General features: G+C 69.6%; 19 protein-coding genes and 1 tRNA gene. 13 read left to right on the top strand and 7 right to left on the bottom strand.

All coding sequences use genetic code 11. The features are described 5' to 3' along the window. Positions 1-6: 6 nt before the first annotated feature. Together RWS82_RS10645 and RWS82_RS10640 are read right to left on the bottom strand one after the other, a co-directional pair. Positions 7-1,422: a dicarboxylate/amino acid:cation symporter gene (locus RWS82_RS10645; protein WP_314649893.1), complete on the bottom strand. Its 1,416-nt coding sequence runs from the start codon at positions 1,420-1,422 to the stop codon at positions 7-9. Between the two features lie 164 nt (positions 1,423-1,586). Continuing rightward, on the bottom strand, positions 1,587-1,934 hold the full coding sequence (locus RWS82_RS10640; protein ID WP_314649890.1) for a hypothetical protein: 348 nt from the start codon (positions 1,932-1,934) through the stop codon (positions 1,587-1,589). Between the two features lie 107 nt (positions 1,935-2,041). Here RWS82_RS10640 and RWS82_RS10635 point away from each other — a divergent pair, with 107 nt between their 5' ends. After that, positions 2,042-2,458, top strand: coding sequence for a YbjQ family protein (locus RWS82_RS10635; RefSeq protein WP_314649887.1), 417 nt, complete (start codon positions 2,042-2,044; stop codon positions 2,456-2,458). A gap of 93 nt (positions 2,459-2,551) precedes the next feature. Here the strand turns inward: RWS82_RS10635 and RWS82_RS10630 are convergent, their stop codons facing one another. Beyond that, positions 2,552-2,791 (bottom strand): helix-turn-helix transcriptional regulator, encoded by a 240-nt coding sequence (locus RWS82_RS10630; protein WP_314649884.1) that lies wholly within the window; start codon positions 2,789-2,791, stop codon positions 2,552-2,554. Next, positions 2,788-3,423, bottom strand: coding sequence for a DUF2975 domain-containing protein (locus RWS82_RS10625; protein ID WP_314649883.1), 636 nt, complete (start codon positions 3,421-3,423; stop codon positions 2,788-2,790). Before RWS82_RS10625 ends, RWS82_RS10630 begins: the two co-directional genes overlap by 4 nt. 255 nt (positions 3,424-3,678) lie before the next feature. Between RWS82_RS10625 and RWS82_RS10620 the strand changes: the two genes are divergently transcribed. The 4 genes from RWS82_RS10620 to RWS82_RS10605 all read left to right on the top strand — a co-directional run bounded on the left by RWS82_RS10620 (position 3,679) and on the right by RWS82_RS10605 (position 8,218). Then, positions 3,679-6,201 carry an ATP-dependent Clp protease ATP-binding subunit gene (locus RWS82_RS10620; RefSeq protein WP_314649880.1) on the top strand — a complete coding sequence of 841 codons (2,523 nt, stop codon included), beginning with the start codon at positions 3,679-3,681 and terminating at the stop codon, positions 6,199-6,201. A gap of 103 nt (positions 6,202-6,304) precedes the next feature. Next, positions 6,305-6,808, top strand: coding sequence for an amino-acid N-acetyltransferase (locus RWS82_RS10615; protein WP_314649878.1), 504 nt, complete (start codon positions 6,305-6,307; stop codon positions 6,806-6,808). 9 nt (positions 6,809-6,817) lie between these two features. Continuing rightward, positions 6,818-7,489, top strand: a complete 672-nt coding sequence (locus tag RWS82_RS10610; protein WP_314649875.1) for a hypothetical protein — start codon at positions 6,818-6,820, stop codon at positions 7,487-7,489. A gap of 327 nt (positions 7,490-7,816) precedes the next feature. Continuing rightward, the gene (locus RWS82_RS10605) at positions 7,817-8,218 is read left to right on the top strand and encodes a dehydrogenase (RefSeq protein ID WP_314649872.1); all 402 of its coding nucleotides are present in this window, start codon (positions 7,817-7,819) and stop codon (positions 8,216-8,218) included. Positions 8,219-8,512: 294 nt separating this feature from the next. Here RWS82_RS10605 and radA read toward each other — a convergent pair whose 3' ends face one another. Continuing rightward, the gene (gene radA, locus RWS82_RS10600; protein WP_314649870.1) at positions 8,513-9,877 is read right to left on the bottom strand and encodes a DNA repair protein RadA; all 1,365 of its coding nucleotides are present in this window, start codon (positions 9,875-9,877) and stop codon (positions 8,513-8,515) included. Between the two features lie 273 nt (positions 9,878-10,150). Here radA and RWS82_RS10595 point away from each other — a divergent pair, with 273 nt between their 5' ends. The 5 genes from RWS82_RS10595 (at position 10,151) to cydC (ending at position 16,801) form a co-directional block, all read left to right on the top strand. Further along, positions 10,151-10,777 carry an ArsR family transcriptional regulator gene (locus RWS82_RS10595; protein WP_314649869.1) on the top strand — a complete coding sequence of 209 codons (627 nt, stop codon included), beginning with the start codon at positions 10,151-10,153 and terminating at the stop codon, positions 10,775-10,777. Positions 10,778-10,867: 90 nt separating this feature from the next. Next, complete coding sequence (locus RWS82_RS10590; protein ID WP_314649867.1) at positions 10,868-12,283, top strand: cytochrome ubiquinol oxidase subunit I; 1,416 nt, start codon at positions 10,868-10,870, stop codon at positions 12,281-12,283. Between the two features lie 14 nt (positions 12,284-12,297). Beyond that, complete coding sequence (cydB, locus tag RWS82_RS10585) at positions 12,298-13,326, top strand: cytochrome d ubiquinol oxidase subunit II (RefSeq protein ID WP_314649864.1); 1,029 nt, start codon at positions 12,298-12,300, stop codon at positions 13,324-13,326. Further along, positions 13,323-15,050 carry a thiol reductant ABC exporter subunit CydD gene (gene cydD / locus RWS82_RS10580; protein ID WP_314649860.1) on the top strand — a complete coding sequence of 576 codons (1,728 nt, stop codon included), beginning with the start codon at positions 13,323-13,325 and terminating at the stop codon, positions 15,048-15,050. Before cydB ends, cydD begins: the two co-directional genes overlap by 4 nt. After that, positions 15,047-16,801, top strand: coding sequence for a thiol reductant ABC exporter subunit CydC (gene cydC, locus RWS82_RS10575; RefSeq protein WP_314649858.1), 1,755 nt, complete (start codon positions 15,047-15,049; stop codon positions 16,799-16,801). The genes cydD and cydC overlap by 4 nt, the downstream gene beginning before the upstream one ends. 488 nt (positions 16,802-17,289) lie before the next feature. On the opposite strand, the gene RWS82_RS10570 is transcribed toward cydC, so the two are convergent. Next, a complete protein-coding gene (locus RWS82_RS10570) occupies positions 17,290-18,066 on the bottom strand; it encodes a hypothetical protein (RefSeq protein WP_314649855.1) in 777 nt (258 codons plus the stop codon). A gap of 105 nt (positions 18,067-18,171) precedes the next feature. Here RWS82_RS10570 and RWS82_RS10565 point away from each other — a divergent pair, with 105 nt between their 5' ends. Together RWS82_RS10565 and RWS82_RS10560 are read left to right on the top strand one after the other, a co-directional pair. Beyond that, positions 18,172-19,218, top strand: coding sequence for a hypothetical protein (locus tag RWS82_RS10565; RefSeq protein WP_314649853.1), 1,047 nt, complete (start codon positions 18,172-18,174; stop codon positions 19,216-19,218). 69 nt (positions 19,219-19,287) lie between these two features. Next, positions 19,288-19,378: transfer RNA gene (locus RWS82_RS10560), tRNA-Ser, on the top strand. A gap of 144 nt (positions 19,379-19,522) precedes the next feature. Here RWS82_RS10560 and RWS82_RS10555 read toward each other — a convergent pair. Beyond that, on the bottom strand, positions 19,523-19,978 hold the full coding sequence (locus tag RWS82_RS10555) for a DUF805 domain-containing protein (RefSeq protein WP_314649850.1): 456 nt from the start codon (positions 19,976-19,978) through the stop codon (positions 19,523-19,525). A gap of 127 nt (positions 19,979-20,105) precedes the next feature. On the opposite strand from RWS82_RS10555, the gene RWS82_RS10550 reads away from it, so the two are divergent. Continuing rightward, the gene (locus RWS82_RS10550) at positions 20,106-20,456 is read left to right on the top strand and encodes a cupin domain-containing protein (RefSeq protein WP_314649847.1); all 351 of its coding nucleotides are present in this window, start codon (positions 20,106-20,108) and stop codon (positions 20,454-20,456) included. The last annotated feature ends 12 nt before the right edge of the window (positions 20,457-20,468 follow it).

Here is a 20,468-nt window from a genome sequence, read left to right as displayed (position 1 = left end):
CGCGGCTCAGCGCGTGGCGGCGGGCTCGGTGGTCGAGGCATCCGCCTCTGTCGTGTCGTCGTCGTCCTCGGCGAAGGGCAGGCCGGCGCGCGGCGCGTTGTACCGGCCCTCGTCGAGGATGCCCTCGCGCTTGGCGACGATCGCCGGTACGAGCGCCTGGCCCGCGACGTTGACCGCGGTGCGGCCCATGTCGAGGATCGGGTCGATGGCGAGCAGCAGGCCGACGCCCTCGAGCGGCAGGCCGAGCGTCGACAGGGTGAGCGTGAGCATCACGACCGCGCCGGTGGTGCCGGCGGTGGCGGCCGAACCGACGACCGAGACGAGCACGATCAGCAGGTACTGCACGAAGTTCAGCTCGATGCCGAAGAACTGTGCGACGAAGATCGCGGCGATGGCCGGGTAGATCGCGGCGCAGCCGTCCATCTTCGTGGTCGCGCCGAACGGCACGGCGAACGACGCGTACGAGCGGGGCACGCCGAGGTTGCGCTCGGTCACGCGCTCGGTGAGCGGCAGGGTGCCGATCGACGAGCGGCTGACGAACGCCAGCTGCACCGCGGGCCACACGCCCGAGAAGAACTGCTTGATCGACAGGCCGTGCGTCTTCACGAGGATCGGGTAGACGACGAACAGCACGAGCGCGAGACCGACGTAGACGGCGATCGCGAACCAGCCGAGCGAGGCGAGCTTCTCCCAGCCGTACTTGACGACGGCGGCGCCGATGAGGCCGAAGGTGCCGAGCGGGGCGATGCGGATGATCCACCACAGCACGCGCTGGATCACCTTGAGCAGCGACTCGGTGAACACGAGGAACGGCTCGGCCTTCTTGCCGGCCTTGAGTGCGGCGATGCCGACCACGGCGGCGACGACGATCACCTGCAGGATGTTGAAGCTCACGCTCGACGTGACCGAACCGGCCTCGGCGTCGAACGAGCTGTTCACGCCGATGCCGAGGAAGTTCTGCGGGATGAGTCCGAGCAGGAAGTTCCACCAGGTGCCGACCGTGTAGGGGTCGCCGGTCTCGAGGCCCTCGCCGGCGCGGCTGCCGGGCTGGATGGTGACGCCGAGCACGATGCCGATGACGACGGCGATGAACGCGGTGATCGCGAACCACAGCAGCGTCTGACCGGCCAGGCGAGCGGCGTTCTGCACGCGACGCAGGTTCGAGATGCTGGCGACGATCGCGGTGAAGATGAGCGGCACGACGGCGGCGCGCAGCAGCGTGACGTACGAGCTGCCGATCGTGTCGAGCGTGGCAGAGAGGCCGCTCGGGTTGTCGGCGGTCGCGCCGAGCTGGCGGGCGATGAGGCCGGCGGCGATGCCGAGGACGAGGGCGGCGATGATCTGGAAGCCGAACGAGGTCAGCAGCTTCCGGACCGGTCCGCGGGTATCGGGCGCCTTCTGGGCGCGCGTGGTGCTACTCATGCGGGGGGAACTCCAGAACGATGGGGCGGCGGGCCGGTATGCACGCCAGAACGTCTAACGCTAGGGGCGGCTGAGAATTCCCTGGGCGGAAATGACGAAGGATGACGGATGCCGAAGCATCCGTCATCCTTCGTGGAGCGCGACCGGGGGTCAGCGCGCGAGGATCACTCGCTCTCGAGGCCGAGGCACTCGTTCATGTTGTCCTGGAGGATCTTGGTGGTCAGATCCTTGTCCTCCTGGTTGGCCTGCTTGTCCTCACCGTTGGCGAGGTAGTTCAGCGTCTCGTCGCTGAGGTCGGAGTCGACGAGGTGACCCGCGAAGCACTCCGCGGCGTTCTCGTCGAGGATGTCGCCCTGGCCGGCCTCTTCGAAGTACTTCGTCAGGCCGGCGGCGACCTGGTCTTCGGAGGGGCGGCCCGCACCGCAGGCGGTGAGGGAGAGGGCGAGGGCGGCTGCCGGGATGGCCAGCAGCAGGCGGGAGCGGGTGCGCAGTTTCCGGTCGAAGTTCATCATGAAAGCCACGGTATCGGCTCCCAGGCTATTGATAGGAATATTGGCATGGGGAGGTGTGCCCATGCGCCGCCATCTGGTAAAAGGGGGCGGTCTGGCACGATGGCGTCATGTTCATGGTCACGACGAACGACGTTCCGGGGTATCGCATCACGCAGGTGCTCGGCGAGGTGATGGGTCTCACCGTTCGATCGACCGACTTCGGCCAAGGGTTCGCGGCGGGGTTCCGGTCGCTGGGCGGCGGCGAGATCCCCGAGTACACGCAGGTCATGTACGAGGCCCGGCAGGTGGTGATGGGGCGGATGTGGGCCGAGGCGCAGCAGCGCGGCGCGAACGCGATCGTGGCAATGCGCTTCGACGCCGGATCGATCCAGAACTTCACCGAGATCTGCGCCTACGGCACCGCCGTCGTCATCGAGCCCCTCGCCCCGCAGCCCGCCGCCCCGCAGCCCATGGCCCCGCAGCCCATGGCCCCGCAGCCTCTCGCCCCGCAGCCCCCGTCGTCTCCGCCCCCTCCCTCCTTCTGACGCCCCCGTCCCCTTCCGCTCCCGTCGCAATTTCTGTCGCCTGGGAGGGCTGGAGGCGACAGAAAATGCGACGGGAGCGGGGAGGGGGCGGGGTCAGGGGGTCGGAGTGCGGACGAGGAGGTCGCCGACCTCGCAGTCGAGAGCGTCGCAGATCGCCCGCAGCGTCGAATAGCGGATGGCCCGGGCCCGGTCGTTCTTGAGCACCGAGAGGTTCACGATGCTCACGCCCACGCGGGCGCTGAGTTCGGTGAGGGTCATGCCGCGGTCGGCGAGCAGCTCGTCGAGACGGCAGTGGATGCCGGTGGCCTCGTCGTCGGAGTCGGCGGGGCTCACACCAGGCCCTCCGTCTCCTTCTCGAGCGTCGCGTTCTCGCGCTGCAGTCGCTCGCCCACCGTGAAGGCGGTTGCGATCACCGCGACCGCGAACGCCGCGAGCACCCAGGTGAAGGGCTCGATCGTCAGCACGGCGGTGTCGAGCCGGTTATCGGTGAGCTGCGCCACGGTCGCGTTCGCGAGCATGTTGTCGAAGAAGCGGGCGAGCGCGAAGCCGAGCAGCCCGCCGAGGCCGGCGACCGAGACGAGCACGGTGTGCCGGCGGCTGAAGACCTCGCCCCGGATGATGCCGCGGGCCAGCAGCAGCAGGCACGCGACGACCATCAGCACCGTGAGCGCGAGCACGACCTGTCCGAGGATGCCGGGCACGGTCGCGATCGGCGTGAGCTCGGGGGCGGTGAGCGCCCCGCTGTCGAGGCGCACCGGCACGGAGCCTGACCCGTCGGTGAGGGTGACGTCGACCGTGGTGTCGAGGAAGTCGACCGCGACCGGAACATCGACGCCCTGTGCCAGCTGCACGATGCGGACCGTCGCCCCGACGACGATCCACGCGGCGATCGCAAGACCGGCGACGGAGAAGGCCACCAGCGACCATCGGTCGCCGCGGGTGAGTCGTCCCGTGCGGTTGTCCATGTCGACTCCTTATCGTTGATCGTTATTATCGACTCCCATTAAGTTATCGATTCCCGATAAGTGCGTCAACCCCGCGCCGCATCCCGCGCCGACGACGACGGGGAGCGGAAGGCGACGGATGCCCGACCGAAAGGGCGGCGGTATGCCCACGGCGAACACGGGCATACACGGCATCCGCGGTCGTTACTCTCGATGTACAAGCGCTTCGCACCCGTGTGGCACTCACCCGGGGACCGTGCGAATCAAGGAGTCAACATGTTCGAGAGATTCACGGACCGAGCCCGTCGTGTGGTCGTCCTCGCCCAAGAAGAGGCGAAGATGCTGAACCACAACTACATCGGCACCGAGCACATCCTGCTCGGCCTCATCCACGAAGGCGAGGGCGTCGCCGCCAAGGCGCTGGAGTCCCTGGGCATCTCCCTCGACGCCGTGCGCGAGCAGGTGCAGGACATCATCGGCCAGGGTCAGCAGCAGCCGACCGGCCACATCCCGTTCACCCCGCGCGCCAAGAAGGTGCTCGAGCTCAGCCTCCGCGAGGCCCTGCAGCTCGGCCACAACTACATCGGCACCGAGCACATCCTGCTCGGCCTCATCCGCGAGGGCGAGGGCGTCGCCGCCCAGGTGCTCGTCAAGCTCGGCGCAGACCTCAACAAGGTGCGCCAGCAGGTCATCCAGCTGCTGTCGGGCGCCCCGGGCCGCGAGCCCGCCGCCGTCGGCGCGCAGAGCAACGACACCCCCGCCGCGCAGGGCGGGTCGCAGGTGCTCGACCAGTTCGGTCGCAACCTCACCCAGGCTGCGCGCGACAACAAGCTCGACCCGGTCATCGGGCGCGAGAAGGAGGCGGAGCGGGTCATGCAGATCCTCTCCCGTCGCTCCAAGAACAACCCCGTCCTGATCGGCGAGCCCGGCGTCGGCAAGACCGCCGTCGTCGAGGGCCTCGCCCAGGCGATCGTCAAGGGCGATGTGCCCGAGACGCTGAAGGACAAGCAGCTCTACTCGCTCGACCTCGGCTCGCTCATCGCCGGTTCCCGCTACCGCGGTGACTTCGAGGAGCGCCTGAAGAAGGTCACCAAGGAGATCCGCACGCGCGGCGACATCATCGTCTTCATCGACGAGATCCACACCCTCGTGGGTGCGGGTGCCGCCGAGGGTGCGATCGACGCCGCGAGCATCCTGAAGCCGCTGCTCGCGCGCGGCGAGCTGCAGACCATCGGCGCCACGACGCTCGACGAGTACCGCAAGCACTTCGAGAAGGATGCCGCGCTCGAGCGCCGCTTCCAGCCGGTGCAGGTGAACGAGCCGAGCCTGCCGCACGCCATCAACATCCTCAAGGGACTGCGCGACCGCTACGAGGCGCACCACAAGGTGCAGATCACCGACGGCGCGATCGTGGCCGCGGCGAACCTCGCCGACCGCTACGTCTCCGACCGCTTCCTGCCCGACAAGGCCATCGACCTGATCGACGAGGCCGGCGCCCGCCTGCGTCTGTCGATCCTGTCGAGCCCGCCCGAGCTGCGCGAGTTCGACGAGAAGATCGCCAAGGTGCGCGAGCAGAAGGAAGCCGCCAGCGAGGAGCAGGACTTCGAGAAGGCCGCGTCGCTGCGCGACGAGGAGAAGAGCCTCCTCGCCGAGCGCCTGCGCCTCGAGAAGCAGTGGCGTGCGGGCGACGTCGCGACCCAGGCGGTCGTCGACGAGGGTCTGATCGCCGAGGTGCTGGCCCAGGCCACGGGCATCCCGGTCTTCAAGCTCACCGAGGAGGAGTCGAGCCGACTCGTCTTCATGGAGAAGGCCCTGCACCAGCGCGTCATCGGTCAGGAAGAGGCCATCGCCGCCCTGTCGAAGACGATCCGTCGTCAGCGCGCCGGCCTCAAGGACCCGAAGCGCCCCTCGGGCTCGTTCATCTTCGCCGGCCCCACGGGTGTCGGAAAGACCGAGCTCGCCAAGGCGCTCGCCGAGTTCCTGTTCGACGACGAAGCTGCGCTCATCTCGCTCGACATGAGCGAGTTCGGCGAGAAGCACACCGTCTCGCGTCTGTTCGGTGCCCCTCCCGGGTTCGTCGGATTCGAAGAGGGCGGCCAGCTCACCGAGAAGGTGCGGCGCAAGCCGTTCAGCGTGGTGCTCTTCGACGAGATCGAGAAGGCGCACCCCGACATCTTCAACTCGCTGCTGCAGATCCTCGAAGAGGGTCGCCTCACCGACGGTCAGGGTCGGATCGTGGACTTCAAGAACACGGTCATCATCATGACCACCAACCTGGGTGCGCGCGACATCGCGGGCGGCCCGGTCGGCTTCCAGATCGAGGGCAGCAACGCGACGAGCTATGAGCGGATGAAGGGCAAGGTGAACGAAGAGCTCAAGCGGCACTTCAAGCCCGAGTTCCTCAACCGTGTCGACGACATCATCGTGTTCCCGCAGCTGAACAAGGAGGAGCTGGTGCAGATCGTCGATCTGTTCACCAAGCGCCTCGGCGAGCGGCTGCTCGACCGCGACATGACGATCGAGCTGTCGCAGGCCGCCAAGGAGCGCCTCATCGAGATCGGGTTCGACCCGGCCCTCGGTGCCCGTCCGCTGCGTCGCGCGATGCAGCACGAGGTCGAGGACCGTCTGTCGGAGAAGATCCTGCACGGCGAGCTCGACGCGGGCGACCACGTGAAGGTCGACGCGAAGGACGGCGAGTTCCTGTTCGAGCACGGCCCGCGCGGCGAGAAGGTCTCGGTCGGCGTCAACACCGGCGGAGAGATCTCGGCCACGCCCGACCTCGCCATCACCGGCGAGTGACGTCACGCTGATCCCGAAAGGGGCGGATGCTTCGGCATCCGCCCCTTTCGCGTTCTCACCGGGGGTCAGGTTCTGCGGAGGCGGGCGGTTCTAGGCTGGACGGGTGAACGACTACATCGTGCGACCGGCCCGCAGTGCCGACGTCACCGGCATCCGCACTCTGCTGCAGCCGATGGTCGAGAAGCGCATCCTGCTGGGCAAAGACCTCGCCGTGCTCTACGGCTCGGTGCAGGAGTTCGTGGTGGCCGAGGCCGACGGCGAACTCATCGGATGCGGTGCGCTGCACGTCATCTGGGAAGACCTCGGCGAGGTGCGCACGCTGCTCGTCGACGAGTCCTGGCTGCACCGTGGGGTGGGTCGGGCGATCGTCGACCGCCTCGAACAGAATGCGGTCGAACTCGGACTCTCCCGACTGTTCTGCCTGACCTTCGAGGTCGACTTCTTCGGCCGCCGCGGCTACACACCCATCGGCGAGCAGGTCGTCGATCCCGACGTGTACTCGCAGCTGCTGCGCAGCGGCGACGCGGGTGTCGAGGAGTTCCTCGACCTCGCACACGTCAAGCCGAACACGCTCGGCAACACGCGGATGCTCAAGAGCCTGAACTAGCCTTTACTCATGCCCCGTCAGTCCGCAGCCGTCTATCGCCGACGGCGTCTCGTCGTGCTGAGCGCCCTCATCGTGGTGCTCGCCGCGATCGGGGTCGGCGTGTGGCTGCTCGTGGCTCAGCCGTGGGCCTCGCAGGCGTCGGAGAGCACGCCCGCTCCGTCGTCGACCCCGTCGAACACGCCGAGCGCAACGCCGGATGCTTCGCCCGATGCGTCTCCGGATGCGTCGCCGACGGTCACCGAGACCGAGCCGCCGCCCGAGGAACCGGGCGTGGTGGCGTGCCAGGCGAAGGACCTCGAAGTGACCGCGGTGACCGATGCCGAGAGCTACGCCGAGGGCGAGCTGCCGAAACTGTCGATCTCGCTCACCAACACCGGCGGAGCGGACTGCACGCTCGACGTCGGTTCGTCGTTGCAGTCGTTCACGATCTCGAGCGGCACCGATGTGTGGTGGCGGTCGACCGACTGCCAGGAGAACCCGAGCAGCATGATCGCGACGCTCGCGGCCGGCACGACGGTCACGAGCAAGGAGCCGGTCGTGTGGGATCGCACGCGGTCGAGCGTCGACACCTGCGCCGAGGAGAACCGCCAACGCGCTCCCGCCGGCGGTGCCTCGTACCACGTGGGGGTGTCGATCGGCGGGTTCCCGAGCGCCACGACGAAGCAGATCCTGCTGTTCTGAGGACAGGATCGGAAGAGCGGGGAGCGTCGGGCGACTCGTTCCGCGTGATCTCGCGGTTGGCCCGACGAAAAGCGCAGAGTCTTCAGGATCGGCTGACACGGCGGGGGTCTTTGGGATACCATTGATATCGGTTCTCCGATCGTGCGGCGATCATGCCATCCCCAGTGGCGTCGAGCTACAGCGTCCCCAGCGCTTCGACATCCGCCGCCCGAGAACCCGAGGGCCCTCTCGAGTACCCCAGTCCCCAATGGATGACTCGAGAGGGCCCCTATCTGTCTCCGCCCGCTGCGCGGGCATGGTCAGGTCTCGCCGCTCTAGGCTGGAGACATGGCAGCGAAGAAGGCGAAGAAGAAACCGGCCCCCGAGGACTTCCGCTCGGAAGCCCTCGCTCTGGCCCTCGAGAAGCAGGACGTCGCCGCCGTCGCCCTCGCTCTGCGCAACGGCACCACCGTTGTTCCGCTCGTCAAGCCGGGGGCCCGCGACAACCCGCTCGACACCGGCGAGGTGTGGACGTACCGCGACCCGAACTCGGGCGACCTCGCGCTGCTGCTCTTCAGCGACGCGAAGAATAAGCCCGCCAACCTGCCACCCGGCGTGGGCATCTACACCGCCGAGTGGCTGCGCAGCTTCCTCGGCGCGCATCCGATCACCACGGTGTTCCTCGACATCGCCGGCCCGCACCCCATGCAGGCCTCGCCGCAGGAGATCCTCAAGGCACTGGAGGCCTGACCTTCGGTCGGCCTGGCCCTGGCCCCCCTGGCCCCCTGGCCCCCCTGGCCCCCCTGGGCCCCCCTGGCCCCCCTGGCCCCATGGCCCTGTGCCCTGTGGCCCCGCACAATCTCGCAGATCTGCAGCATCTCGCAGGGAAGTGAGCGTGCGGCTGAGACATCCTGCAGATCTGCGAAAACGCGCGGGGACGTGAGGGGCATGCGGATGCTCGGGAGTGCGGATGCTCGGGGGTAGGGCTCGGGAGTGCGGATGCTCAGGGCGGGGGTGGGTAGCCGGGCTCGGGAGTGCGGATGCTCAGAACGGGGGGACGCCGCGGGCCTCGCGCTCACCGCTGCGGGCCTTGACGTCGCCGAGCGCGGCGCGGAGCGTTTTTGACCGGTCGTCGACCACGTGCTCGTAGCCCAGACGTGAGGCCTCGGACCGCCGTTGTGCGGCCTGCGTCACCGGGCGGATCTCGCCGGCGAGGCTCAGCTCGCCCACCACGGCCAGGGTGCGCGGTACCGAGAACTGCCGGATCGACCCGGCGATGGCGATCGCGATCGCGAGGTCGGCGGCGGGCTCGGTGAAGCGCACCCCGCCGACGGTCGAGACGTACACGTCGAGCGACCCGGTGGGCACACCGGCGCGACGTTCGAGGATGGCGAGCACCATCGCCACGCGGGACGCATCGACGCCGTGCACGATGCGCCGCGGGTTGGGGGCCTGAGTGGGCACGGTCAGCGCTTGCACCTCGACCGGCAATGCCCGACGGCCCTCGAGCGAGATCGCGACGCACGTGCCCGGCTCGGTGGTGCCCTGCGAGAGGAACAGCCCGGAGGGGTCTGGCACCTCGGCGATGCCGTCGCCGGTCATCTCGAAGCATCCGACCTCGTCGGTCGGGCCGAAACGGTTCTTGAGCGCCCGCACGAAACGCAGGGCGGTCTGGCGGTCGCCTTCGAAGTGGCAGACGACGTCGACGAGGTGTTCGAGCACCCGCGGCCCCGCGACCTGACCGTCTTTGGTGACGTGGCCGACGATGATGATCGGCAGATCGCGTTCCTTTGCGATGCGGATGAGCGTCGCGGCGACCTCTCGCACCTGGCTCGGCTGCCCCGCGGCGCCGTCGATGAGGCCCGACGACACGGTCTGCACCGAGTCGACGATCACGAGCTGCGGCTTCACCTCGTCGATGTGTCCCAGGATCGCGGCGAGGTCGGTCTCGCTCGCCAGGTACAGCTCGTCGTGCAGGGCGTTCGTGCGCTCGGCGCGCAGCCGCACCTGCGCCGGAGACTCCTCGGCGCTCGCGTACAGCACGCGGCGCCCGGCGTGCGCGGCCTTGGCGGCCACCTCGAGCAGCAGGGTCGACTTGCCGACGCCCGGCTCACCGCTGAGCAGGATCGCCGCTCCCGGCACGATGCCGCCGCCGAGCACGCGGTCGAACTCCCCGACGCCGCTCGTGCGCCGAGGCGCATCGGTCGTGGTGATCTGCGTGATCGGGCGGGCGGCGCGATCGGTCGACGGCGGCAGCGCGCTCACGCGCTGCACGATGCCCGTCTTCGTCGCCTGCTCCTGCACGGTGCCCCACTGCTGGCACTCCGCGCAACGGCCGACCCACTTGGCCGTGGTCCACCCGCACTCGGTGCACACGTAAGCGGGCGGGGCGGGACGACGAGTGGCCATGCAGCAAGGCTAGCCGGGGCATCCGACACCGCCGGCCGGCGGCCACCTGCACGGACTCCGCACACCTGCACGGAGGGATGCCCGGATCGGCCGTGCAGGCGGGGGAACTCCGTGCAGAGCGGCGGCGAACCCGCGAACCGCACCGCCGGATGGCCCCCCACGAGGCCCCCATGCACGCCCGCTATCGCGGGCATCCGACACTCCTATCGCCGACGGGGGTTTTTCACGGCCGAACGGCGTCGGGCACCCCCGAGGCGCGGCCATACTGGAGTCATGGCCAGCGCCGGGCCCGTCTGCGGGCCGATCTCCACGTACTCACGAGTGCAGCTCCTGCACCTCGTGCAGACGCGTGCGCAGCGCACCATCGGCGAACTCTGCGAGGCAACCGGCCTGCACCCCAACACGGTGCGCGAGCACCTGCAGCGCCTCATCGAGGGCGGCTACGTGATCGCCGCCACCGAGCACCGCACCACCCGCGGCCGCCCCCGCACGCTCTACAGCGCGGCGACCGGCATGGGCGACGCATCGAGCCCCATCGCCCGCGACAAGGTCTCGGCCGCCGCCCGCCGCGGCGACCTGCTGCGCCGGGTGCTGCCGGCCACGGCATCCGCCCTCGGACGCGACGCCACCTACCAACTGGACGCCCTGATCGAACACCTGGAGGAGAGCGGCTTCGAGCCCGTCGTCGACGACGAGCAGCTGACCGTCGACCTCAGCCCGTGCCCGCACGCCGCGGGCCGCGCGGAAGACCGCCCGATGCTCTGCACCGTGCACCTCGGTCTCATGCAGGGGGTGCTCGCCGAAGCCGGCGGGCCGCTCTCGGCCGAGGCCGTGCGCGCGTCGTCCCTCCCGGAGGACTGCACGGTGCAGCTGCGACTGGCGGCGATGGCCGCCGCGTAGACGGCATCCGCTTTATTCACGGCCTGCGACCCGATGGCGCCGACAGGCCTCTCATTAGCGTGGCAGCAGGCTGAGAAAGAGGAGTGCTCCATGGAATGGCTCGACCCCCTGGTCCTGTCTCGATGGCAGTTCGGTCTGACGACCGTCTACCACTACCTGTTCGTGCCGCTGACGATCGGCATGGCGCTGGTGGCGGCGATCTTCCAGACCGCCTGGGTGCGCACCGCGAAGGTGCAGTACCTGCACCTGACGCGCTTCTTCGGCAAGATCTTCCTCATCAACTTCGCCATGGGCGTCGTGACCGGCATCGTGCAGGAGTTCCAGTTCGGCATGAACTGGTCGGACTACTCGCGCTTCGTCGGCGACGTGTTCGGCGCTCCGCTCGCGTTCGAGGGGCTGCTCGCGTTCTTCTTCGAGGCGACCTTCATCGGCCTGTGGATCTTCGGGTGGGACAAACTTCCGCAGAAGCTGCATCTCGCGACCATCTGGTGCGTCGCGATCGGCAGCACCCTCTCGGCGTACTTCATCATCGCGGCCAACGCGTTCATGCAGAACCCGGTCGGCTACGTCTACAACCCCGAGACCAACCGCGCCGAGCTCACCGACTTCTGGGCGCTGCTGACGAACCCGGTCGCGCTCGCCGCGTTCCCGCACACGATCTTCGGGGCGCTCATGTTCGCCGCCGGTGTCATCATCTCGGTCTCGGCCTGGCACCTCGCGCGCGGCCAGCACGTCGACACGATGCGCATTTCGCTGAAGTTCGGCCTCTGGGCGATGATCGTCTCGACCGCGGGCGTCGTGCTCACGGGTGACCAGCTGGGCCTCGCGATGTACGCCGCGCAGCCGATGAAGATGGCCGCCGCCGAAGCCACGTTCAACACCGTCTGCGGGGCGGATGCCTCGTTCAGCATCTTCACGCTCGGCACCCCCGACGGCAGCTCCGAGTTGTTCTCCATCCGTGTGCCGTACCTGCTGTCGCTGCTGTCGACCCACTCGCTCGACGCCTGCGTGCACGGCATCAACGACCTGAACGCCGAGTACCTCACCACCTACGCCGACACCGGCATCACCGACTTCGCCCCGATCCTCTGGGTCACGTACTGGGCGTTCCGGTGGATGATCGGCCTCGGCATGGCCGCCGCCCTCGTCGCGGTCGCCGGCCTGTGGCTCACCCGCAAGAACGCCAAGCGCGAGCCGGCGCCGTGGATGTGGAAGCTCGCGATCTGGTCGTTCCCGCTCGCGCTGCTCGCCAACATCATGGGGTGGGTGTTCACCGAGATGGGGCGTCAGCCATGGCTGGTGTTCGGCCTCATGTCGACCCGCGACGGCGTCTCGCCCGGCGTGAACGGGGTCGACGTGCTCATCTCGCTCATCGCGTTCACCGCGATCTACGCCGCCCTGGCGATCGTCGAGATCCGCCTCATCGTCAAGGCCGCGCAGAAGGGGCCCGACACCACCGAGCAACCGCACGAGGAGACGGCCCAGCTGCCGTCGGTCGTGTACTGAGAAGGAGACACGTCATGGATCTCGCAACGCTCTGGTTCTTCATCGTCGCCTTCTTCTTCGTCGGCTACTTCGTGCTCGACGGGTTCGACTTCGGCGTGGGCATGTCGCTGCCCTTCCTCGGCAAGGACGACGTCTCGCGCCGGCAAGTCATCAACACCATCGGCCCGGTCTGGGACCTCAACGAGACCTGGGTCATCGTCGCCGGCGCCGTGCTGTTCGCGTCGTTCCCCGAGTGGTACGCGACGCTGTTCAGCGGGTTCTACCTGCCGCTGCTGCTCATCCTTCTGGCGCTCATCCTGCGTGGCGTCTCGTTCGAGTACCGCCACCAGCGCGAAGGCCGAAAGTGGAAGCAGGGCTTCGACCGCATGATCATCATTGGCTCCGTCGTGCCCGCGCTGCTGTGGGGCGTCGCGTTCGGCAACATCGTGCAGGGCGTCGCACTGAACGCCGACCACATCTACGTGGGCGGGTTCTTCTCGCTGCTCAACCCGTATGCGCTGCTGGTGGGCGTCACCACGCTGCTGCTGTTCTTCCTGCACGGCGTGCTGTTCGTCGCCCTGAAGACCGACGGCCCGGTGCATGAAGACGCGCACCGGCTGGCGAAGCTCGCCGCGGGTCCGACCATCCTCGCCGCCGCCGGCACGGTCGTCTGGACCGCCGTGATCGCGATGAACCGCGAGGCGCCGCTGCTGTGGCTCGTATTCGGTGCGGGTGCGCTCGCCGCGGTGGCCCTCATCGCCGCCGTGGGCTTCTCGCTCGTGCGGCGCGACGGGTGGGCGTTCGTGTCGGGCATGGTGACGGTGATGCTCGCGGTCGTGATGCTCTTCGCCGCGCTCTTCCCGTACGTCATGCCGTCGACCATCGACCCGGCCTACAGCCTCACGATCGCGAACGCCTCGAGCACGCCGTATACGCTTCAGATCATGACCTGGACCGCGCTGATCGCCATGCCGCTCGTGCTGGCCTACCAGGCGTGGACCTACTGGGTGTTCCGCAAGCGCGTCACCCGTCGGTCGATCGAGGGGGCTCCGGCGCACGCGTGAAACCCGTCGACCCGAGACTGCTGCGCTACGCGGGTGCCGCGAGGGTGTTCCTCGCGGCATCCGCGCTGATCGGCGTCGTGCAGACCGCGGTCGTCATCGCCTTCGCCTGGCTGCTGACGGATGCCGTCACCGGCGCCCTGGCCGGCCGCGACGTCTCGGGGTCTCTGGTGGCGCTGCTGCTCGTGGCGCTGCTGCGCGGCGTGCTGATCGCGGCATCCGACGCCGCCGGAACCCGCGCGGCGGCCAAGACCGGCATGCAGCTGCGAGCCGCGCTCATCCGGGCGGTCGGTCGCCTCGGACCGGGGTGGCTCGCCCAGCGCAATCAGGCCGGACTCGCGATCACCGCCGGCCACGGCCTCGAAGCGCTCGACTCGTACTTCGCGCGCTACATCCCGCAGCTCGTCATGACAGCGATCGCGACGCCCGTGCTGCTCGCGGTCATGTGGTGGTTCGACTGGGAGAGCGGCCTCATCGCCGCGGTGACGCTGCCCCTCATCCCGCTGTTCCTCATCCTCATCGGCATCGCCACCCGCACCGTGCAGCAGCGGCAGTGGAAGACGCTGCAGCAGCTCGCCGCCCGCTTCGCCGACACGGTGCAGGGACTCGCGACGCTGCGGCTGTTCGGCCGGGAGCGCCGCGCCGCCGACCGGATCGAGGCCACCTCCGACGAGTACCGCCGCGAAACGATGAAGGTGCTGCGGTTCTCGTTCCTCTCGGGGTTCTCGATGGAGCTGCTCGCCTCGCTCGCCGTGGCGCTGATCGCCGTCGCCGTCGGATTCCGGCTGCTGTCGGGCGACCTGTCGCTCGAGATCGGACTGTTCGTGCTGCTGCTCGCGCCCGAGGCTTTCCTGCCGATCCGGCAGGTCGGCGTGCAGTTCCACGCCGCCGCGGAGGGGGTCGCCGCGACCGAGGACATCTTCGCGGTGCTCGATGAGGCTGCGGGGGCGGGTGGGTCGGATGCTGCTGGCGTGGTGGCGGGTACGCGTGCGGGTGTGGCCGACGGGGACGCGGGTCTCGGTGACACCAACTCAGGACCGGCGGGGTCTGCCGCGGCGATTCGGGCTCGCGATGGCGCGTCCGACGGTGCCGGTCCTGAGGTGTTGCGGGGCGCCCACGCCGCCCTCATCGTCGACGGGCTGCGGGTGCGCGATCTCCCGCCCGTCTCATTCACGGCAGAGCCCGGCACGATCACACTCGTCGAGGGGCCGAGTGGATCGGGCAAGACGAGCCTGCTCGCCGCGCTGCGCGGCGCGGTGCCCTTCGACGGCACGGCTACCGTCGGCGGTATCGACGTGCGGGCGCTGTCGCCCGCCGACTGGACCGCGTGGGCCGGCCAGCGCCCGGGCCTGTTGCAGGGCACGATCGCGCAGAACGTGGCGCTCGGCGACCCGGCTCCCGACGACGCCGCGGTGCGTGCGGCGCTCGCCGCGGCCTGCGCCGACCTCGACCCCGACCTCGAGCTCGGCGTGCAGGGCAGCGGCCTCTCCGGCGGACAGGCCCAGCGGGTCGCCGTCGCGCGCGCACTCCACCGGCACGCCGCCGACCCGCGGCGGGTGCTGCTCCTCGACGAGCCGTCGAGCGCCCTCGACCCCGAGACCGAGTCCCGGTTGTGGCGTTCGCTGCGCGAGCGGGCGGATGCCGGAGCCACCGTGCTCCTCGTCTCGCACCGCCGCTCGGCCCGCGACGTGGCCGACCAGGTCGTGGCGCTGGGGGTGAACGCATGACCGTGGTGCAGGGGAGCGGTGCCGAGAGCATCCGCGCGGATCGCACGCGTGCCGACCGCATTCGTGAGGTGCTGCGTCTGGCGCAGCCGTCGGCGCGGCGGTTCGCACCGGGGCTGATCTGGGGCGTGCTGTCGGCGGGTGCGGCCGTGAGCCTGCTCGCGGTCAGCGGCTGGTTGATCGTGAGCGCCTCGATCGTCGACTCGCTCGTGCCGCTGTCGGTCGCGGTGGTGGGCGTGCGGTTCTTCGCGGTCACCCGCGCGGTCACGCGGTACCTGGAGCGATTGAGCGGTCACGATGCCGCGCTCCGTCAACTCGCGGCGACGCGGGCCGACATGGTGCGGCGGCTCATTCCGCTGTCGCCCGCCGGACTCGGCCGCACCGACCGCGGAAAGGTGCTCTCGGCCCTCGTCGACGACGTCGAGAACCTGCAGAACCTGCCGCTGCGGGTCGTGCAGCCCCTCGGTGTCTCGGGGCTGGTCGCCGTCGGCGCGGTGGTGTTCGTGGCATTCGTGTCGCCGGTCGCCGCCGTGACCCTGGTGCTCTGCCTTCTCGTGGCGGGTACTGCCGCGGTCGGCATGGGGTGGCTGTTCGGGGCGCGCGCCGAGGCAGCCGTATCCGCGCGACGCGCCGACCTCTCGGCCGCGCTCGTCGACTACTTCGGCAGCCTCGACGTGCTGCTCGCGTACGGCGCCGAGCCCGCGGCGCGCGAACGTGTGACAACCGCCGATGCGGCGCTCCGCCGCGTCGTGACCCGGGCCTCGCTCGCACAGGCCGTCGCCGCGGGCGTGGTCTCGGCCGTCGCGGGCGCGGCTTCGGTGTGGGCCCTGGCCGCCGCATCCCCCGGGCTGTCGTCGGGAGCGATCGACGGCCCCTGGCTCGCCGTGGTGGTGCTGGTGCCGATGGTCGTGTTCGAGGTGTTCGGCGCGGTGCCGATCGCGGCGGCGTCGTGGCGCGGCGTGCGCGCGAGCGCGGCGCGCATCGTCGACGTGCTGCCGGATCGGATGCCGCCGGAGCTGCGCTCGGACGACGCGGTGGGTGTCGCGGGCGGCGCGGGGGCGACTGCCGAGACAGCGGCCACCGGCCTCGAGATGGCCGCGGAGACGACGCCGACGATCGAGCTGCGCGATGTGACGGCATCCTGGCCGGGCGGAGCGGCGGCGCTGCGCGGGGTCTCGCTCGATGTGCAGCCGGGCGAGCGCGTGCTCGTCGCCGGCCCGAGCGGGGCGGGCAAGAGTTCGCTCGCCGCCGTGCTCGTGGGTTTCCTGAAGGCGCAGGGCGTGTACCGCGTCGGCGGGGTCGACGCGGCGGCGCTGTCGGGTCCGGCGCTGCGTCGTGTGGTGGGGCTGTGCGAGCAGAGCCCGCAGCTGTTCGACGAGGACATCCGGCAGAACCTGCTGTTCGCGCGCGACACCGCGACCGACGACGACCTGCTCGCCGTACTCGACCGCGTCGGCCTGGGAACGTGGGTGCGTGAGCGGGGCGGGCTCGATGCGCGGGTCGGCGACCGCGGCGCGCTCGTGTCGGGCGGTCAGGCCCAGCGCATCGCGCTCGCCCGAGCGCTGCTGCGCGGATTCCCCGTGCTCGTGCTCGACGAGCCGACGGCCGGCGTCGACCCGGATGCCTCCGACGCCCTGCTGCGCGACCTGCTCGGCGCCGCCGGTTCGCAGTCGGTGCTGTTGATCTCGCACGTCGCCCCGCCCGCCGAATCCGTCGACCGGGTCGTTCGTCTCGACGGCGGTCGCACCGTCTGACGCGGCGCGCCGTCCGTGCAGGTGGCGGGTGCCGGGGCACACGACGGGTGGTGCCGCGGCGACATGCAGGCGGCGCGGCGACATGCAGGCGCGGGCGACGGTTTCGTGCCTGCATTCGGGGTTTCTGCCTGAAGTTCGCGACGTGATGCGCGCCGGATGCACGGAAACCTCACGTCTGCACGGAGGAACGGGAGGATCGGTCGTGCAGGTGTGCGGCGTCCGTGCAGGTGGGTCGGGTGGATGCCGATGGGGGGGGGCCGGCGGGTGGTGCCGCCGCGACGTGCAGGCGTCGCGGCGACATGCAGGCACGGGGGAGGGGTTTCGTGCCTGCATCCGGGGTTTCTGCCTGCAGTTCACGACGCGGTGCGCGGGAGGTGCACCGGTGCGCGCCGGATGCACGGAAACCGCACGTGTGCACGGAGAAACCGGGGTATCGGTCGTGCAGGTGTGCGGCGTCCGTGCAGGTGGGCGGGAAGCGACGAGTGAAGTCAGCCGTAGAGCGGGGTCGGGGGTTCCATGACGATGCCCTGGGCCTCGAAGGCGCGGCGGCGCTCTTCGATGCGGCGGTGCAGTTCGAGCTGTGCGGCGTCGACGAACGCCGGGTCGAGATGGACGGTCGGCGGATGCGGGTCGCCGTGGTTCGCGGCGATGTAGGCGTCGAGTTCGAGGCCGGAGGTCCACGAGGTGATGAGGGAGTAGCGGGGCGCGGTTCCGCGGTGCCAGACCGCGTGCCAGAAGCGCTGCGTGTCGACGATGATGCGCGAGCCGGCTCGCAGCGGCAGGCGCACCTCGGTCGCCGGGTCGAACCGGTCGGTGCGCAGGATCAGCATCGAGTCGGTGTCGTCGGTGAGGTTGTAGTAGCCGCGCACGACCCACCCGGTGCCCTCGTCGTTGAGGCGGTTGTTGTCGTCTTGATGCAGGTTGTAGATGGCGTCGGCGTACCCGTTGGGCTGCAGCTCGATCACCCGGCAGCGGCCGACCGGGGCGCCGGGCGCGAGGGCCCGGGCCTGCAGCGTGGGAGCCAGCGCGACCTGCGACGAGACCCACACCCCGTCGCGGTCGGTGCGCGGGGGAGTGTGGTTCCAGAAGCCGTTGCACTCGAGGTCGCCGGCGTAGCTGGCGAGGGGCGCGAAGCGGGTGATGCCGGAGGACCGCCACGGGATGTACTGCAGGTCGAGCCACTCGGCGGGGTCGGCGGCCTGATCGTGGTCGTCGAGGACGACGTACCCGGTCTCGGCCAGCGCCTCCGAGGTGATGTATCCCATCGCTGCACGTCCTTTCGCTGAGGTCATCCTAACTTGGGGCCTCCGACATGACGCGGGGCGTCACCGGGCATAACCGGTGTCGGATGCCGGCGCTAGCCTGAACACATGACGCAGCCGCAGGGTGCCCTTCTCGTGGGCAGTGTGAACTTCGATGATGCCGAGACGACGATGCGCACGGCATCCGATCTGCTCGGCGGCCACCTCCGCCGCATCCCCGACGGCGAGGTCGGCAAGCGGTTCCACTGGATCATGTTCCAGCCCGACGTGCTCGGCGAGGCTGAGGGCATCGAGCGTGTGGGCGACGAGCCCATCCCGTTCGGTGCGGGCCTCGACGCCCGCGGGCTGCGGCTCGCCGAGGGCGTCGATCCCGGCGACATCGCCATCCCGCCGCTCGGGTACGCGGCCGCGGCGATCGAGTCGTACGCGGTGTTCCGACGTCTGCGCGACGAGGGCGCGATTCCCGCGGGCATCCGCTTCGAGGTGGCGCTGCCGACCCCGCTCGCGGTGATCTCGTCGTTCTTCCAGGGCGCCGATCGCGAGGCGTTCGAGGTGCATTACACAGCGGCGATGCTGCGCGAGCTCGACGAGATCACGGCCGCGATCCCGCACGACGACCTCGCGATCCAGTGGGACGTGGCGAGCGAGATGGGCATCCTCGAGGGTGCCTCGGGCTATGGCGCGCTGATGGATGCCTGGTGGGACGGCGACGTGTTCACCGGACTCGTCGCGCGGCTCGCGACCCTGGTCGACGCAGTGCCCGCGGATGTCGAGGTCGGGGTGCACCTCTGTTACGGCGACGCCGGCGAGCGCCATTTCGTCGAGCCGACGGATGCCGCGAACCTCGTGCGCTACGCGAACGCGGTGGCCGAGGCATCCGAGCGGCCGTTCACGTGGCTGCACCTTCCCGTGCCGATCGAGCGCGACGACGAGGCGTATTTCGCTCCGCTCGCCGGCCTCGCGCCCGTCAACGAGCTGTACCTCGGACTCGTGCATCGCGAAGACGGCGTCGAGGGCGCGCAGCGTCGCATCGCCGCCGCCCAGCGCTTCGCGCCCGCGTTCGGCGTGGCGACCGAGTGCGGCATCGGCCGCGCCCCGGCCGGCTCGACCGAGGGCATCCTGCGCACCCACGCCGAGGTCGCCGCCGCCTGGTGACCGGCCCTGTGCGCTGCGGCTCGCGCCCTCGATTCGCGCCGGAGCGCGCGGTGTCGTAAGCTTGTCCGCGGTGACGTGTCCGAGCGGCCGAAGGTGCAACTCTCGAAAAGTTGTGTAGGGTAACCCCCTACCGTGGGTTCAAATCCCACCGTCACCGCCATGGAAACCCCCTCCTCGTGAGGGGGTTTTTCCGTAGGCGGTCGCCATCGACGAGCGCGCTACGGAGATAGTCCGCCGCGCTGGCACTCGGCGCCCGGGCGAGCGTCGCACGAGGCGGAGAGCTCAGCCCATATCGGCGACAGCGTCAGGCATCGAAGCGCGCGCCGCCAGGGCGTGCACTCAGCAGGGTGAAGACCAGCAGCACGATGGCGCCGATGATCGGGACGAGGGTGATGAAGAACCAGGCGCCGCTGCGATCGACGTCGTGGAGCCGCCGCCAGGTGAGCGCCAATGCCGGGATCACGATCGCCGTCGCGTAGAGGAGGAACGCCACCCCGACCGGGCTCGTGAGCGGGAGGGATCCCCCGGAAGCGAAGGGAGAGAGGAGGTCGATCATGCGAGACGTGAATTGCGGGTCGGTCAGGGAGCCGATGAGGTTGAATGCCAGGGCGACGAGCGCGTTCGCCAGCACCCACCACCAGTACTCGCTCCGGCTGGCCCGTCCGCTGAACGTCGCGTACTTGCGGAAGAAGCGAGCGACGGCCTGCGGAAGTGAGGCGCCGTAGAGCGGCGCGCTGAGCGGGACGTGCGTCGTGGTCATACGACGAACCTATCGGCGAGGCACACGCTGGGGCTGGAAGAGGCAGCGAGGGACGATCGAGCAGCCGCACAGACAGATGAGTCGCCCGGAGGGCGGCGCCTCCGAGGGCGGCGGGGATAATCGAGGGATGCGCGAATCTGTCGGCACCTCCGACTCGGAACACTACGTCTGGGGCGAGGTATCCGATGGCTGGCGACTGCTCGATAGCCCGGGGCTGTCTGTGATCGAGGAACGTGTTCCTGCAGGGGCGGGTGAGGAGTGGCACGTCCACGATTCGGCGACGCAGTTCTTCTACGTGCTGACGGGCAGCCCTGAGATGCAGACGACGGAAGGCGTCATCCCGTTGAGTCCGCGCCGTGGTGTGCAGATCCCGCCCGGTCTCGCGCACCGTTTCGTGAACTCCGGCACAGAGGACGCCTGGTTCCTGGTCATCAGCACTCCCGACACCCGCGGCGATCGACGCACGGTCGACCGTTAGAGAGAAAAGCAT

Origin of the sequence: uncultured Microbacterium sp. (genome assembly GCF_963528945.1) — a bacterium.
Taxonomy (GTDB): Bacteria; Actinomycetota; Actinomycetes; order Actinomycetales; family Microbacteriaceae; genus Microbacterium.
This window is presented reverse-complemented; position numbering and strand designations above follow the sequence as displayed.

Bases quoted from the DNA above. Each gene is read 5' to 3' on its own strand.
- RWS82_RS10565 (WP_314649853.1), top strand. From the start codon at position 18,172: ATGACGCAGCCGCAGGGTGCCCTTCTCGTGGGCAGTGTGAACTTCGAT.
- cydB (WP_314649864.1), top strand. From the start codon at position 12,298: ATGGATCTCGCAACGCTCTGGTTCTTCATCGTCGCCTTCTTCTTCGTC.
- RWS82_RS10595 (WP_314649869.1), top strand. From the start codon at position 10,151: ATGGCCAGCGCCGGGCCCGTCTGCGGGCCGATCTCCACGTACTCACGA.
- RWS82_RS10590 (WP_314649867.1), top strand. From the start codon at position 10,868: ATGGAATGGCTCGACCCCCTGGTCCTGTCTCGATGGCAGTTCGGTCTG.
- cydC (WP_314649858.1), top strand. From the start codon at position 15,047: ATGACCGTGGTGCAGGGGAGCGGTGCCGAGAGCATCCGCGCGGATCGC.
- RWS82_RS10640 (WP_314649890.1), bottom strand. From the start codon at position 1,934: ATGATGAACTTCGACCGGAAACTGCGCACCCGCTCCCGCCTGCTGCTG.
- radA (WP_314649870.1), bottom strand. From the start codon at position 9,877: ATGGCCACTCGTCGTCCCGCCCCGCCCGCTTACGTGTGCACCGAGTGC.
- RWS82_RS10610 (WP_314649875.1), top strand. From the start codon at position 6,818: ATGCCCCGTCAGTCCGCAGCCGTCTATCGCCGACGGCGTCTCGTCGTG.
- RWS82_RS10645 (WP_314649893.1), bottom strand. From the start codon at position 1,422: ATGAGTAGCACCACGCGCGCCCAGAAGGCGCCCGATACCCGCGGACCG.
- RWS82_RS10625 (WP_314649883.1), bottom strand. From the start codon at position 3,423: ATGGACAACCGCACGGGACGACTCACCCGCGGCGACCGATGGTCGCTG.
- RWS82_RS10570 (WP_314649855.1), bottom strand. From the start codon at position 18,066: ATGGGATACATCACCTCGGAGGCGCTGGCCGAGACCGGGTACGTCGTC.
- RWS82_RS10620 (WP_314649880.1), top strand. From the start codon at position 3,679: ATGTTCGAGAGATTCACGGACCGAGCCCGTCGTGTGGTCGTCCTCGCC.
- RWS82_RS10550 (WP_314649847.1), top strand. From the start codon at position 20,106: ATGCGCGAATCTGTCGGCACCTCCGACTCGGAACACTACGTCTGGGGC.
- RWS82_RS10605 (WP_314649872.1), top strand. From the start codon at position 7,817: ATGGCAGCGAAGAAGGCGAAGAAGAAACCGGCCCCCGAGGACTTCCGC.
- RWS82_RS10635 (WP_314649887.1), top strand. From the start codon at position 2,042: ATGTTCATGGTCACGACGAACGACGTTCCGGGGTATCGCATCACGCAG.
- RWS82_RS10555 (WP_314649850.1), bottom strand. From the start codon at position 19,978: ATGACCACGACGCACGTCCCGCTCAGCGCGCCGCTCTACGGCGCCTCA.